The sequence below is a fragment of the Fundidesulfovibrio putealis DSM 16056 genome (assembly GCF_000429325.1).
In the GTDB taxonomy this organism is placed as follows: Bacteria; Desulfobacterota; Desulfovibrionia; order Desulfovibrionales; family Desulfovibrionaceae; genus Fundidesulfovibrio; species Fundidesulfovibrio putealis.
Genome location: NZ_AUBQ01000003.1, coordinates 1 through 13,500 on the forward strand (window position 1 = coordinate 1; position 13,500 = coordinate 13,500).

The following is a 13,500-nucleotide window of genomic DNA, read 5'->3' on the forward strand; positions in this document are numbered from 1 at the left end:
TTCAAGACCTCAGAGGATGAGGATTTCCATGATCTGATCGCGGAGCGGTACGAGCGGTGCCCGACGATCATCACCAGCAATCTGGACTTCTCCGAATGGGGAGAAGCCTTCAACAACAAGCTCTTGGGGGCCGCGACCCTGGATCGCTTGCGGCACGGAGCATACAAGGTGGTCCTCGAAGGTCGAAGTTTCCGAAGCTCCAGGGAAGAGGCCATGATCAAAAACTGCGTTGCCGGTGCAGGGGAAAACAACTAGATGTTTAACACGTCCGAAGCCCGGAAACGCTGATCCAAGTGGCTCCATTAGGGGCGGACATGGGTGGCTCCATTAGGGCGGTCAATGACACTGCTCGCCGTCGTGTCTTCCACCAACTTGTCAGCGGTCATCGTCCCATCAGGCGCAACCGCCGCGTTCGCCGTGATCGTTGCGCGGGTCTTCGTCCACGCCGCGTTGCTGAAGTCCTCCGACGGGTACAGCAGATTCGTCCGCTGCTCCTCGATGAGCAGACCCTTACAGATGCCCGTGAGGGGGTCGTGGTCATATCTTGGTTTATTATTGCCTACAATTCTCAGTTTACCAGTTGAATCTGTTACAGTTGCTGATGAAGCTCTTGTATAACTCAGTAATGGATGCAAAGTTTTCTTTGGAATAAAATTAAAAATTGGTTGTGGATAACTCATTTAATCTCCCTTATGATAGTGCTATAATTAATGAAATAACTTCAATTTGTTCTCCCCAGGTTCCGTCACCTTTTAGAACTTTGTTTGAGTTGTTAGGTAAGTCCATGAATGCAAGATCACCAAGATCTGAATTTCTTGGAACTTGATTAGGATTGATTCCAATGTTTGAATTTGTTAAAATGTTAGAAACTAAAATTCCTGAATCTTTAATTAATTTGCCATTTGTAGAGTTATAGGTTGCAATGTTGTCTATTGTAGAAACTGAAGGGCCAACAACCATTCCATCTAGATTGGTTATTACATGGACCCAATTTGATCCGACAGTTGTATGGTTTCCGGCGATTGAAGGAGTTGCGCAAAGAATCATGTCGCCAACAGAAGCCGTTATTCCACTTGCACCGCCAATTTTACCAGCAACTGAAACAATGTAATAGTCACCTTCAATTCCGCTTGGGTAATTAGGGTTTGTTGAACAATCCAAAACACCCTTAGGTTTAAAATTGTCTAAATTAAGTAATTCTTCTGCTGAAGTTGCAGCAGCTAGAGCACTTGCAGCCGCGGCCTGTTCAGAGGACATTGCAAGATTGCGATATGACAATGCCTGATTTGCATAATTCATTGCCTGAAGAGTAAATTCAGATGGTGGCGTAGTTCCTGTGTTTACGGGAATTACAACTTCAATAGTTTCAATTGCCATGTTATGTGTTCCTTGTTACTTCTCTAGAAATTTTAACTTGTCCTTCTAGAAGTCTGTAAACTTTGTTATTCGGAAGGGTTAATTCCAAGTCCCAAAGTCCTTTGTTAAAATCTAGTGCTTGAGTTTGAGAGTCAGATAGTTCAATTCTAATTATTCCTGTATTTGCAAATATTGTGCATGTAAAAACAGCTACAGCGTCAGCATAAAAATCAGCATAACCTGCTCTGACTTGTGCTTTTGCACTATAGCCAGTAAGGGAAACGATTTGACCATTTACATCTTTGCAAACAATATCCATTTCAAATGTTGAGCCTTGTTCTATTGTTAGGTTTTGTTTTTTAGCCATCATTAAACTCCGAGAAATTCAGGGCGAACTGGATATTGTTTTCCAATGAACCAAGTTTCATCCATGAAATTACGCCAAGCATTGAAATATTCATCAAGTTCGATAATTTGTTCTTTTGTTAATGTTGTATTTATGATTTTCTCTGCTTCTAAAAGTCTCAGTTCAGATTCATGTCTAAAGATTAACCATTGCAAAGAATTCATTTCTCTTTCTCTAGATAGTCTGTCACGCTTGCGATACTTTTCAATGTCTTGAATCCAGTCTTGACTACCCCAAGAATATAAATCTCGATTTGGGCAGGCAATTTTTGTTAATTCTTCAGGTAGATCACCAAGTTTGTCATAAACAACTTCTTTGCCAGTTAACTTGTTGAATACAATTTTATTTTTGTAATTGCTAATTACCTTCCATTCTGAACCGTCAAAAATGCAAGTCTCATCAATATTCAGACTTGGTATTGCATTGGTTGTTGAATTTGCTGGCAAATTTGATTCATCTAAAATGGTTAAATTTCCAGAATATTCTTTCGTAATTGGGTCAAAAAGATATATTGTCATTACATATAGTCCTTAGTCGTGTTTGATTATAAACATGAAGTATTTGTTTTTAGGTCTTGTTTCATTTGAGACATAGTTTTGAACGATTGATGAACTCATAGCTTCACCATGTTCTCTATCTCCATATGCCCAGGCTCCACCTTCAGCGACATACTGGCCTCCCACATCAAGATTATGATTGTGAGGTCCAACAGAGTCTGCTTGTGTAGAGCCTACGTGATCGCCACCGCTTCGTGCTGCTCTGTCAGGATCAACACCAGCTGAGTGGTCCCAACCACGAGGGAAGTAGCCGCGCATATCGGGAATTTTGAAATTCAGACCTGTACCACCCCAAAGATAACCAATTGCATCAAACAACTTGGGATAGTCAGTGATTACGTAGGTAGCACCATTACATTCAAACCATCCTGAAGGAGCAGTTTCACCAGCAAACATGGTAACTGAACCAACAGGAGGTTTTGCAGTGTCTGGAATGTTTTCGAGTGGAACGTCAGAATTGTTGTCTAAGGGTGCAACTCCATTTGGAGAACCCTTTTCAGTCTGACTAATCTTCTGCGAAGTGAGAGTGTTAACAGTGTTGGCATGAGTATAAATTTTACTCATGTCATCATCAAGTTTAAGGATACTCTGTTTAACGGTGTCTTCATTGACGCCAGGTAGTATTGTATTGTCTCTTGTAAAAGGCATTCTCGGTTATTTCTAACCTCCTTTGTTAATCGTTGCTTTCTTCTGAAGCTATTGTTCCAAGTCCAATTAAAGACCTGTTTAGCAATCCACCATTTGAAGATTTAATAATGTCTTCTAGTGTTTTTGAAGGATTTGCTGAACGTCTAATTGCATTAATTGCTTTGTTTTTAAGTGCAGTTTTTGCAAGGTGAGCTGCTACTAATCCACCACCAAATCCCTTGCCTGTATCGACTAAAGTTTCTCCAAATGTTCTATTGTTTCCACCAGCATAACCATATGCTCCTGCACCGAGCAAACCACCACCAAGTTTACCACCAACCAAATTGAGTAACATGTTTCCAAGTAGTGCAGAGTTGGCAGTGTTTGAATTATTCTCGTAAAGTCCTGCTCTTGCCAAAACATCAGACAATTCTTTTGAGTTTTTCAATTCATCAGCAGTTCTTGTTGGGCTAAAGATACTTTCGCCATTACCTATTCTGCTTCTACCTTGTAAAAGTTTATTGTAGTTTGTATTGAAAAAGTTTGGTGAAGTTGCTAATTCTTCAGCTGCAACAAGGCTTTGAGCAGAATTTGCACTAGCGTTACCACCACGCATTTTCAACATGTCTAATGCACCTGATTTTTCAGCGTAATCCTTGCGCATCAAAGCATCTTCAGGAACAATTGCATTTAAATCTTTTTCCATCGATGCCAAAAGGTCTTTAGCAATTACTTTCTTATCTTGGCTAATCAGGCCATTATTAATTCTGCCTCGTAAAGTCTTTGCCTCACTTTCAAGAAAGTCATACATTGGAGCAGGGTTTGAATCGAAATCAAATCCACCCATTAAATTCTTGAGTTGCTTTAATTTCTTATCGTCTAGTCCAACATCCTCGTATTTCTTCAAATATTCATTAATTGTGTCATAAGTCTCGCTGAGAGGAATTCTTTCATTCTTTGAATTGTCAGTAAGAGACTTTAAGGTGTCTTCATAGTTTGAATTTCTAATCTCTTTAATGTCGTCCTTAAGTCCAGCTGAACGAGTAGCAATGTTGGTTCCTGTTAAATCAGCTTCAGTAATTCCAGCCTTTTTCATTGCAGCATTTTCAATTGAGTCAGTGAGTAGCAAACCACCTGTTTTTTGTGCATCTTGAATCCCAGCACCAACTACAGGGAATTTAGCTAAACCACCTTCAACTTTTGCCATTGCAGGATATGCAGTTGAAAGAAGAAGTCCATCTTTTTCAAGCAAAGTCTTAATTTCAGGTGAAGCATTATCAATTTCATTTATGATAACTTTTGCTTTAGTAGCGTCCATCGGTCTCAAAATTTTGTTGTTAAGTGCTTCAAGTCCTGCACCAGCAACCTTTGAAATCCCATGGCCTAGCAAGCCACCACCGACACCGAGTGCCGTGTCTGTTGCCACCTCTTTGACCTTGGATGAAAATTCCTCGGGCTTAATAGACTCTATGTCATTATTGCCTAGAATCATTCTGAGAGCTTCCTGGGTTAACCGCTTGCCTCCTGCGTCAGCTACAGCAGATCCACCGATAGCCGCCATTGTTCCACCTGTTCCGATAGCCGCCGCTGTTCCAGCTGCACCACCAACGATTTCAGGGGCTGCGCCTGCAATATCTCGAACGTCAAGACCCTCAGGGTTAAACAGCTGGTTTTTGCCATCCTTTTTGATTATGTAATTGTCTTCTCCAAATTGTACTGCTTCAGGATGGTATTTCTTAACAACTGCCATTCGTCTTTCAGGGTCAGTTTCAGCACCAACAGCTAGTCTAACTTTTGCGTCTGCTCCTGCACCATGAGATTTAATAAATTGTTTTCTGTCATTTTCGTATTCAGCTTTTTGCTGACTATCCATTTTATTGGAATTGTAGGCAGATTCCCATTTTGAAAAATCTTCAGGATTCACAACGGATAAAAGGTCATTCAACACTGGCTTGTTGCCAACTGACTCCATCATGGTTCCAGTTAAATCATTTGAAGCAGCTGAGACTTTTTCATCATAAGCTTTTCTGTTTTGAATAAACTGTGGAAAGTCATTCTCAAAATCAAACTTTTCTTGTTCAGACATTTTTCCGCTAGAATAAGCATTGTAAATCTTTTCAAGCTTATCATCTGAAAGTCCTAGATTGTCTTTCAATTTGAATTCATTTAGAGACATTAATTAATCCTCATGTAACTTCTGCCTTGACTTTGATGAGAAGGTGCAAGAGGTGCTTGGTTATTTCCATCTGAGCTTGGTGCTACTGGATTACCATAGACTCTTTTCAAACCTTCATTAGGGTCATAAGCATCAATGCCAAACTTCTTAACATGTTCAAGTTTATCTTTTGCAAGTTTGTTTTTCATGGTCATGTTTTTCAATGCACCTTCAAGAGCAGCAGGGCTAGATTCTGCACTAGCAAAAGTCTTTGCATAATATTCTGATTCTTGAGGTGAAAATACTGCACCTGTTAAATCATGTCTCTTTTGAGCAAAATATTCTCTCAAATTTTGGTACATTCTGATTGTGTCATTATCTATACCGTTATTTTTCAAAACATCAGGATTTCCAGTTTGAAAGAAATTACTCATTACATCAATTGATTTTGCACCAAGTTTTGTATAAACATCAACTTTCTTGGTTGCACGTTTAATCATTTCATCGTCAGAAATAATGTTGCCAGACATTTTTTCATCTTGTGACATAAGAACATCTTTGAGAGATGAATTTACATTGTCAAAGGTGTGAACACTCTTTTGTAATTCATCCAAAGTTTTCTCTTCAGCTTTTGTCATTGTTTTGCTGCCAACAGTTGAAATTCTTCCTGATTTTACAGGTGAAGACATATCACCATTGTATGCTTTATTTAATACACTTAGTGCGTTTTGACCTTCGGTTGAACTCCAAACATCCTGTCTAGCTTTTGCGTAGGCAGTTTGTTCATCAAGACCTGAATTCATATATTCAGCTTGTTTTGTTTGGATGCCATTAGATAAGAAACCATAAGCATCTTTCACACTGGCATGACCAACCTTGTCGTATTGCTGAACTGAAGTCATGTCCGCAGCTGTTTGCTCTGTGCGTGGTGAATATTGAGGCTCAACAATTATCTTGTTTCCCTTTTCGTCCTTGTCTTCAACACTCACCTTTGATCTATAGTCTCTCAAATCTTGTTGATAAGAATTAACAAGAGAAGAAAATGATTTGTCACGCATCAATGTGCCAAGTGCGATCCTAGTACGTTCATCACCAGACTTGTTTTCAAAATGTTGTGCATTTCTAGGGTCGTTAATAATCTGGTCAATCTTGCTTGAAATAATCTCTTCTCTTTGCTGTAGTCTTGTAGGTAGAGCTTGAGTGTTAGGATTATATTCTCTAAAGCGATTAGGGTCTGCATTACTCAGTTCAAGCGGTGTCATGGCAACAATATTGCCAGTTTGCATGTCAATCATGCTTTGTGGCTTTTGAGTCATTGCTCTTTGAGCTTGAGCACTTTCAAGTGCTGCTCTTTGTTGTAATTCTTGTTCTACAAGTTTAACTTCTCCTGCTAGAGGATAGTCAATTCCAGCAGTTTTATATCGTGCAGCATCATTATAACCCTTTGCAACAATGCTTTGAAGTTGTTCCGTAGAGAATTTTGATAGTTGACCATTAGTTCTAGTGTATTGCTCTGCTCTTGATTTAAAATCATTGGCTGGTGCTTCAGGAATAACAGGTCCACTTTCAGGTTGGCTTCTGAGTGCATTTGAACCGTCAGTCATTGAATTATTTGCAGCAACATCAAAACTACCATTTGGAGAAACTGCGGCAGTCTGAGGTTGTTTACCCATGCCAAGCAAAGTTTGACGTTCTCTGTCATAACGGTCAGCAAATTTTGGATTTACCGCTGATCTTGCTCTATAAATTGAGTCAATTGCACTTTCAGTTGATGAATAGTCACCATTTGCTTTTGCAATATCGAGAATGTCAGATGCACCTTTCACACCATGCTGAATAGCGGCAGAGGTGATGGCATCTTTTAGTCTGCCGTCGTTAATATCAAGTCCTAGTGTTTTGGCTTTTTCAGCAATAGGATTACTATAAAAGTCTTTAGCAACTTCCATTTGGGCATTTGCATGGCGAGAAGGGTCTTGATTGACCAAATCTTTAAATGCTTGATGAAACTTAGGGTCAGTTACTGGAACATCTGGAAGCCAGGAGCTTGTTGTTCCATCTTCATTTGTCCATTTAAGACCTGATTTTCTGAACATTGCTTCTTGAGTTGCAGGAGCATTTGCTTGCAGCAAACCGAAAGAAGCCGATTTTCCATCAGTTGGGTTAACAGCAGCAGGATTATTTCCTGATTCTTCCTTTGCCCAAACAGGATTTTGACCACCAATTAAACTTGTTGGTTTGATAGGTGCATCAGGAGAGTTTGTATCGAAAAGAGACTTAGGTGGATTCTTTGTAACATTCTCCATCAAGTCAATTTTGTACAAAGCTTCTTTAGCCTTAGCATCGCCAAGTTTAGCTTGAGATTCGTAGTATGGTTTTAAAAGGTTTTTGTAAGCAATATCTTCTTCAACTTTCTTTTTTGCTAATTCATAATCTCGATCCTTGTTTCCTTGGTCGAGTGCGTGCTTGTAGGTAGTACTGAAACTGTTTCCAAATCCACCTAGTAATCCTTGCCAAAAATCCATATATTATACCTCAAACTTTTTAATAATTTGCATTAACTCGATCTGAACCGGAAACGCCTGAACCTGAGCCTAAACTCCAGTCGACGCCTGGTTTTGCACCATTAATGAATGTGGTAGTTGTTCCACCGAGCATTCCGCCCAGGCCAGCACCTAGAGCTGTTCCAATACCTGGGACAACTGAACCGACTACGCCGCCGAGAATTGTTCCACCAATTCCACCGAGAGCACCCAAGGCAGAGCTTCCACCGCCTTCGCGTTGCTTGGCCATGGAAGCAATTTCTTGTTGTGTCTTCTGGTCCTGAAGCGGATCAGCGTTTTGCCAGAAAGTGTTATATCGATTAAAAATCCTGTCATTTTGGCTAGAATCCCAGGTTGCACGTCTCCATTGATCTTCATATGGTGCAGCAAGAAGCTGATTATATTGACCAGCTGCGTTTGTTGCCCAATTTGCCTTGTTCAAGTTGTAAGAGTTGTTTGCTTGAGTATTAGCCATATTATAATTGTTGTAATTTTGATTCTGGCTAAAATTTGCATTATTTTGTGCAAGATTTTCCTGCAAGTTCATTGAATTCAAGTTCTGGTTTTCATTGACCTTTGTGTCATAAAGAGACTTGTCGAAACCAGCAGCATATTGATTGTCTTGTTGCTGCATTCCAAATCTATTTGTGGTTGCATTTGAAGAGTTGGTTGCCATGGTGTTTAAATAATTCTTGTAAAGGTTGTCATTGGCTTGATTTGCCATGATTGAAGACCCATACATGCCATTATTTGCCATAGTAGAGTTTAAGTTCTTTTGTCCTGAAGCTAAGGCTTCTTTTGCTGCAATTTCACCAGGGGTTCTTAGTGCAGTTTCATAATCTTTATAATCACCTTGGGACAGTCTTTCATAAGTTGGAGTTGCACCACCGTAAGCCGATCTTTGTGGTGCACTCTGCCAAAATGCCATTTTATAGTCAGGTGCAGAGACATAATTTCCAGGGTTGTAGTCCAGTGGGTTAGCTGCTTTTTCAGTCCAGTTATTCCAAGCAGGAGCATCAACCGTTTTATTCCATGGGAAATTGTCGGTTTGCATGTTTGACATCATATATGCACTGTTAATTGTACTCATAATAATCCTCGTTCAACATTATTTCATCAGTATTTATCTAGCCATTTACAACAGCAAAATTCAGGTCAATGTTTTTGATTTTTACTCTACCAAGTTCAATATCAATAATGATGGACATTGCTTGATCTCGATAACTGTTTTTTATGTCAACATATGAGAAGGCATCGCCGTAAATATAAATGTTGGCATCATGCAGATATCCGTTGGCATCATGTAAAAATCCTGCATAGTTTGGTTCCCAATTGTATAATACTCGCTCAATTCTATTTGTTCGATCTAAAACAAGCACTTTGCCTTTGGTGTAGTCAATTTGTTCAAGGTAAAGTCTGGTTTCCTTAAGAAGAATTTCTTTTGGAAAAGTGAAGCATTTTGTTACGAGTTTTGACCGAATTTCTGTAAAAGTATTTAGCTGTAATTCATCTCTGCTTAGGTTTGTTGACCTATAAAGTTTTCCATTTGAGTCTGAGAAATAGGTCAAATCTTTGCCGTTACAAATTGAAGAGATACGAATGCCATAATCAAATATTGTGAAAGTGTTTAGGTGTGGGTGATAAATCAAGACATTGTCCATGCCTTCGACAATCATAAAAAGAATTCCGTAAAAATTTGACCAAACAGCTTCTTTGATTAATTTTCCATTCAGTAATGGACTAACTTTAGTTCCGAGAAGGTTAAATTTTACGTCTCCATGCTCTTGCACAGTTGCAATTGAATTAATTCCTGTGTCAGAACCAAAGACAAGGTCATTACCCACAGGTTCAATTGAAGTTTGGCTTGTGCATCTATTGTTTGAAAAGATGGGATAAACAGAAAAGTCAGATGCACTAATACGGTAGGCTTTTCCATCTTCTTTAAAAGCAACAACATAGTCAGAAACGATTCCAATTCCTGTTACTTTTCTACCATTTCCGTATCCTGCTCTAACACCAACAGCACCATTGTTTGTGTCCCAATTTGCTTTGTTAAATGGACCAGAAAAATATACGGCATCAAGTTCGCCCGATGCTTCAGAGTTACAAACAAGTCTTCCATTAATTTCTTCTAAAATGGTCACATATGAAGGCGAGGTTGTAATATCTGAGACGGTTGTGCCATTCCATGAACGAAGACATGTTCCTCTGTCTGCAATAATTAACTCATTTGAGTAGGTAATTAATGAAGGGATGATAGTTGAGTTTGTCAGGTCAGTAATTTTCTGCCAGGATAAAGTTTCAACATCGTCAATAATTGTAGACTTGAGGTAAAGTAATTCACCATTTGAAACAGCGATTAAATATTTCTCAGTTTCGTTTTTCACGTATTCATAGAGTTTGTCGATTGGATGGGTAAGTGCAGGAACGTCAACAATTTTAATACCCATTCGAGTTGTTAAATATTTTTCGTGATTGCTATAGAACAAATTCACACAGCTTTGTAACTCATTGTCAGCAATTGTTGTTGATGGCTGAGAGACGTTAATTCCTCCCTCAAAAGACAAAGATGCAGATTGTGAATTACTGTTTTTGTTACCTACTTTCATTACATCCAGCCACGATTAGAGATAACAATAGGGTCAACTGTTTTGTAAGTTTCTAGTATTGCTGTCTCAAAATCTTTCATAAATTCTACGTCCGCACTGATATCCATTTCATCAACGTTTTTGGTTCTTAAAGTCAGGTATTCAATAATCAGCATGTCTAGTTTTCCGTCCCAAGGGGTTTCACCAGTGAGAACAATTTCTTCAGGGACAAGAAGAGAATAGTAAAAGAGGTTTAGCTTGGATGCTTCAACTGGAATTCCTAAAACCCAAATTTTGTTGTCAATTATAATGTAATTAGAAACAGGGGTTGCATATTGAATTTCATTGAATTGCTCAATGGTTCTGTGAATGAGTTGTGTATTGCCATTGAAGAGGGCAATTGGAGACATAAAGTCATATGGCAAATCATATTCTTTTGTTCCTGCTACAACATCAATTTCATAAATTCTCTTACCGAGTTCAATTCCATTTCTACGAATTAAATGTGATGCCCTGACAAATGCTCTGCGCATGAAAGATAGAAGTTTTTCGTCAGTCCATCGTGTGTTAATTTCGTCTTCAAGTTCTTGACGAACATATTTGATTAAATCGCTAATTTTCATTATTGCCTCTATTTGATGATAATTTTGTGTGAGTTTGAGCCAGGAGTTACATAGTAATTAGCAGTTGTGAACTCTGGATTTGCCGCAAGGAACTTTAGAACATCTTTTTCATTGTTCATGTCGTAGCCTTCTTGTTCAGCTCTAAGTATTGCGACATATGGAATTGAAGCTACTTTTTGAAAATGTCTGTCTTTGGTAAATCCATTGCATGAATTCATTCTCTCTATGTAGTTTTCTTCAAGTAGAGGAATGTTGTTTGATGTGATTTTTGTTGAAATTTCAAAATCTTCTTTTCCAAGCATATTGACGTTGGTTTGTTTTTCAATCATAACTTCTCCTAAATTTAATGAAGTTATTTATGACACCTGACAAAAATAGGAATGCTCACCAGCCGTAAGCCAGTGAGCATTCGCATTAAGGAGGGGATATGAAAGGAACTATTAAACTCTAGAGATGTTTTCCATCTTAAAGTTGGCTGCTTCGTTGTAGCACTTGAGGGTTGCTTCTGCTGAAATTACAACAGGAGTTACAAGTCCTTGTTTTGCTTGTCTTTCGACTTTGGTTTTCTTAAGCCAAGCGATTTCCCATTTTTCTGGTTCCAAAATCAACATGTAGTCATACTTTACAGTTGAAACGTCTTTTGGTTCCATCCAACGTGAAGTGTGAACCTTAACCATACCAAATTGTGATTGGTAAAAATCTACTGCCTGAATAACAGTTTTCTTGCTTGCTTCTACATTTTGACTAAGTCTACCATTGCCTACGAAACCTGAGATTGTTCTAGCAACTGCAGGAGGAGCAAGAACAACTGAAGGATTTCCACCTGAAGACCATGCAGCTTGGATGCCGTCTTGGAATAAAGGTTCGGTCAAGTCACATGCGTTTGTGGTTGTTCCACCGAAGTTATAAGTATTGGTTGTAACAAAACCAAGAGCGCCTTTAAGCTTACCACCGGTTCCAGATACGTGAGCTGAAGGAGCAGCAGAGTTGTTAATGAATGCATATTCAGCATCTTTGCTGATTTGACGAAGACCCTTTTCGATGAGTCTTTCAATTTCAGAAACACGACCATATTTAGCGGCACTTTCCATTGAGTCTGTAATATCTACACGGTCAGCAAAAATCTGAGTATAATTGTACTTACGAACAGGTTGAGTTACAGCAGATGCGCTGCCAGTCCATTCTTCAGCTTTAGCGTTTACGCCAGGAGTTCTGTCAGAATCTTCTAGCCATTCTTCTTTAACGGAGGTAGCTTTTCCTTTCTTTACAAGGTTCATAAAAACTGTATCGGTTGGAGAGATTGTATAAATTGCATCTCCTACAGATTCTTTGATGTTTGACATACCATTTGTCATAAAGGTTGAAACTTCATTAGCCATTATAAAAATCCTCTTAATTAATGTATTTTATTTTCCAAATCCTAAATCTTCAACAAGTGTGCTCAGGTATGGTGCCCAATTTCCTTTAATTGCTTGTGCCTTAGCTTCTGACTTCTTTTGTTGCTTAGTTTTCACTGCAACATCGTCAACTACTGCTCCGCTCTTTTCGAGAATTGGTGCTTGAGGTGCTTTTTCTTTTCCAACGCCATTTGGCATATTGGATTCAGATTTTGTTTCACCATCAATTTGGTTTCTAATTCTAAGGTAAACTTCCTTATATGCATCAACATCAGAGTCCAAAATTTTAGCAATTTGCTCTTGAACTTTTGCAGGCTGGCTTTCAATGTATTTGAAAATACCTTCCTGAACTTTTGCATATAGAGGATCGCTTTGAGCCTCTTGTATAGTTTTATTTATGTGTTCTTTGTAAACATCTTGTTTTTGTTGGTCGGTTAATTTTGAAATTTCTTCTTGAACAGCTTTCTTTGCTTCAAGGGCACTATCGTAACGAATTGCATCATATGGATCGACAGGTCTTTCACCAAGTCCATAGTTATTGTCTTTTGGTTCTTGCTTGGAATAGTTAAGAATGTGTTGTGCAAATTCTTTATCAGTTTGGAATTGTTCAACTAAACCTTGAAATGCGAGAATCTTCTCTTTTTCTTTGGCAATGTCTTGGTATTTACGTTGATAACCACTTTCTAAATTTTTGGCCTGAATGATAAAGCCTTTCTTCTCGTTTTCATTAAGAGAATTATAAGCTTCTTTCATTTCTGTAGACCAATGGGCAGGAGCCTCAAAGGTTTCAGTTTTTGGTTGTTCAACTTTGGTTTCAGGTTCTTTAATTTCTTCTTTTTGTTCAACTATTTCATCGTCATCATTGTCATCATGTGTTGATTCTGTTTTAAATTCTGGGAAAAGTTCACTTACCGCACTTTGTGTAAATTCTGCGGTAGCATCATTTGTACTATCATTTTGAATATCTAATTCTTCGCTCATCTAATTTGTATCTCCTGTGTGGTTAGATAACTAAAGTATTACGTTGCCTTGTGGCTTGCTTTCACCCTCGTCTTTTGATGAGGATATGAAAGTGTTATAAATGTCGCCCACAATAATTTTCTGTGCCTGTAAGAGAGAAAATTCATTTTTTTCATGTGGTGCCAAATATTCAATCTTTTCTCTAATCGTGTTAAATGTTGTTTCAAAGATAAATTGGAAAAGTTCGTTTTCCAAAACTTCTCTAGCCAAATCTTGTTTATTCATTGTCTA

General features: G+C 38.5%; 15 protein-coding genes. 1 reads left to right on the forward strand and 14 read right to left on the reverse strand.

Annotated features, from left to right (window positions below; genetic code table 11):
* Positions 1-255, forward strand: a 255-nt coding sequence (locus tag G453_RS21510) for an ATP-binding protein (protein WP_043643844.1), incomplete at its 5' end; no start/stop codon positions are given.
* 47 nt (positions 256-302) lie between these two features.
* Here the strand turns inward: G453_RS21510 and G453_RS27535 are convergent.
* The 14 genes from G453_RS27535 to G453_RS27595 form a co-directional block, all read right to left on the reverse strand.
* Positions 303-680, reverse strand: a complete 378-nt coding sequence (locus tag G453_RS27535; RefSeq protein ID WP_156920677.1) for a phage head spike fiber domain-containing protein — start codon at positions 678-680, stop codon at positions 303-305.
* Between the two features lie 10 nt (positions 681-690).
* Positions 691-1,377 carry a hypothetical protein gene (locus G453_RS27540; RefSeq protein WP_156920679.1) on the reverse strand — a complete coding sequence of 229 codons (687 nt, stop codon included), beginning with the start codon at positions 1,375-1,377 and terminating at the stop codon, positions 691-693.
* Position 1,378: 1 nt separating this feature from the next.
* The gene (locus G453_RS27545; protein WP_156920681.1) at positions 1,379-1,723 is read right to left on the reverse strand and encodes a hypothetical protein; all 345 of its coding nucleotides are present in this window, start codon (positions 1,721-1,723) and stop codon (positions 1,379-1,381) included.
* A 2-nt stretch (positions 1,724-1,725) separates the two neighbouring features.
* Positions 1,726-2,280 carry a hypothetical protein gene (locus tag G453_RS27550; RefSeq protein WP_156920683.1) on the reverse strand — a complete coding sequence of 185 codons (555 nt, stop codon included), beginning with the start codon at positions 2,278-2,280 and terminating at the stop codon, positions 1,726-1,728.
* Between the two features lie 12 nt (positions 2,281-2,292).
* Positions 2,293-2,967 (reverse strand): phage tail protein, encoded by a 675-nt coding sequence (locus G453_RS26865; protein WP_084501999.1) that lies wholly within the window; start codon positions 2,965-2,967, stop codon positions 2,293-2,295.
* A 25-nt stretch (positions 2,968-2,992) separates the two neighbouring features.
* Positions 2,993-5,122 (reverse strand): hypothetical protein, encoded by a 2,130-nt coding sequence (locus G453_RS27555; protein ID WP_156920685.1) that lies wholly within the window; start codon positions 5,120-5,122, stop codon positions 2,993-2,995.
* Complete coding sequence (locus tag G453_RS27560; protein WP_156920687.1) at positions 5,122-7,623, reverse strand: hypothetical protein; 2,502 nt, start codon at positions 7,621-7,623, stop codon at positions 5,122-5,124. Before G453_RS27560 ends, G453_RS27555 begins: the two co-directional genes overlap by 1 nt.
* Positions 7,624-7,642: 19 nt before the next feature.
* On the reverse strand, positions 7,643-8,731 hold the full coding sequence (locus G453_RS27565) for a hypothetical protein (protein WP_156920689.1): 1,089 nt from the start codon (positions 8,729-8,731) through the stop codon (positions 7,643-7,645).
* Positions 8,732-8,768: 37 nt separating this feature from the next.
* Positions 8,769-10,250, reverse strand: a complete 1,482-nt coding sequence (locus G453_RS27570; protein ID WP_156920691.1) for a hypothetical protein — start codon at positions 10,248-10,250, stop codon at positions 8,769-8,771.
* On the reverse strand, positions 10,250-10,852 hold the full coding sequence (locus G453_RS27575) for a phage adaptor protein (RefSeq protein ID WP_156920693.1): 603 nt from the start codon (positions 10,850-10,852) through the stop codon (positions 10,250-10,252). The genes G453_RS27570 and G453_RS27575 overlap by 1 nt, the downstream gene beginning before the upstream one ends.
* 8 nt (positions 10,853-10,860) lie before the next feature.
* Positions 10,861-11,181: a hypothetical protein gene (locus G453_RS27580; protein ID WP_156920695.1), complete on the reverse strand. Its 321-nt coding sequence runs from the start codon at positions 11,179-11,181 to the stop codon at positions 10,861-10,863.
* Positions 11,182-11,292: 111 nt separating this feature from the next.
* On the reverse strand, positions 11,293-12,231 hold the full coding sequence (locus tag G453_RS27585; protein ID WP_156920697.1) for an SU10 major capsid protein: 939 nt from the start codon (positions 12,229-12,231) through the stop codon (positions 11,293-11,295).
* A 27-nt stretch (positions 12,232-12,258) separates the two neighbouring features.
* Entirely contained in the window at positions 12,259-13,230 is a 972-nt protein-coding gene (locus G453_RS27590; RefSeq protein ID WP_156920699.1) for a hypothetical protein, read from the reverse strand.
* Between the two features lie 30 nt (positions 13,231-13,260).
* The gene (locus G453_RS27595) at positions 13,261-13,494 is read right to left on the reverse strand and encodes a hypothetical protein (RefSeq protein ID WP_156920701.1); all 234 of its coding nucleotides are present in this window, start codon (positions 13,492-13,494) and stop codon (positions 13,261-13,263) included.
* Positions 13,495-13,500 lie beyond the last annotated feature (6 nt).

Excerpts from the sequence above, each read along its gene's own strand:
- G453_RS27535 (WP_156920677.1), bottom strand. The coding sequence starts at position 680 with ATGAGTTATCCACAACCAATTTTTAATTTTATTCCAAAGAAAACTTTG.
- G453_RS27540 (WP_156920679.1), bottom strand. The coding sequence starts at position 1,377 with ATGGCAATTGAAACTATTGAAGTTGTAATTCCCGTAAACACAGGAACT.
- G453_RS27545 (WP_156920681.1), bottom strand. The coding sequence starts at position 1,723 with ATGGCTAAAAAACAAAACCTAACAATAGAACAAGGCTCAACATTTGAA.
- G453_RS27550 (WP_156920683.1), bottom strand. The coding sequence starts at position 2,280 with ATGACAATATATCTTTTTGACCCAATTACGAAAGAATATTCTGGAAAT.
- G453_RS26865 (WP_084501999.1), bottom strand. The coding sequence starts at position 2,967 with ATGCCTTTTACAAGAGACAATACAATACTACCTGGCGTCAATGAAGAC.
- G453_RS27555 (WP_156920685.1), bottom strand. The coding sequence starts at position 5,122 with ATGTCTCTAAATGAATTCAAATTGAAAGACAATCTAGGACTTTCAGAT.
- G453_RS27560 (WP_156920687.1), bottom strand. The coding sequence starts at position 7,623 with ATGGATTTTTGGCAAGGATTACTAGGTGGATTTGGAAACAGTTTCAGT.
- G453_RS27565 (WP_156920689.1), bottom strand. The coding sequence starts at position 8,731 with ATGAGTACAATTAACAGTGCATATATGATGTCAAACATGCAAACCGAC.
- G453_RS27570 (WP_156920691.1), bottom strand. The coding sequence starts at position 10,250 with ATGAAAGTAGGTAACAAAAACAGTAATTCACAATCTGCATCTTTGTCT.
- G453_RS27575 (WP_156920693.1), bottom strand. The coding sequence starts at position 10,852 with ATGAAAATTAGCGATTTAATCAAATATGTTCGTCAAGAACTTGAAGAC.
- G453_RS27580 (WP_156920695.1), bottom strand. The coding sequence starts at position 11,181 with ATGATTGAAAAACAAACCAACGTCAATATGCTTGGAAAAGAAGATTTT.
- G453_RS27585 (WP_156920697.1), bottom strand. The coding sequence starts at position 12,231 with ATGGCTAATGAAGTTTCAACCTTTATGACAAATGGTATGTCAAACATC.
- G453_RS27590 (WP_156920699.1), bottom strand. The coding sequence starts at position 13,230 with ATGAGCGAAGAATTAGATATTCAAAATGATAGTACAAATGATGCTACC.
- G453_RS27595 (WP_156920701.1), bottom strand. The coding sequence starts at position 13,494 with ATGAATAAACAAGATTTGGCTAGAGAAGTTTTGGAAAACGAACTTTTC.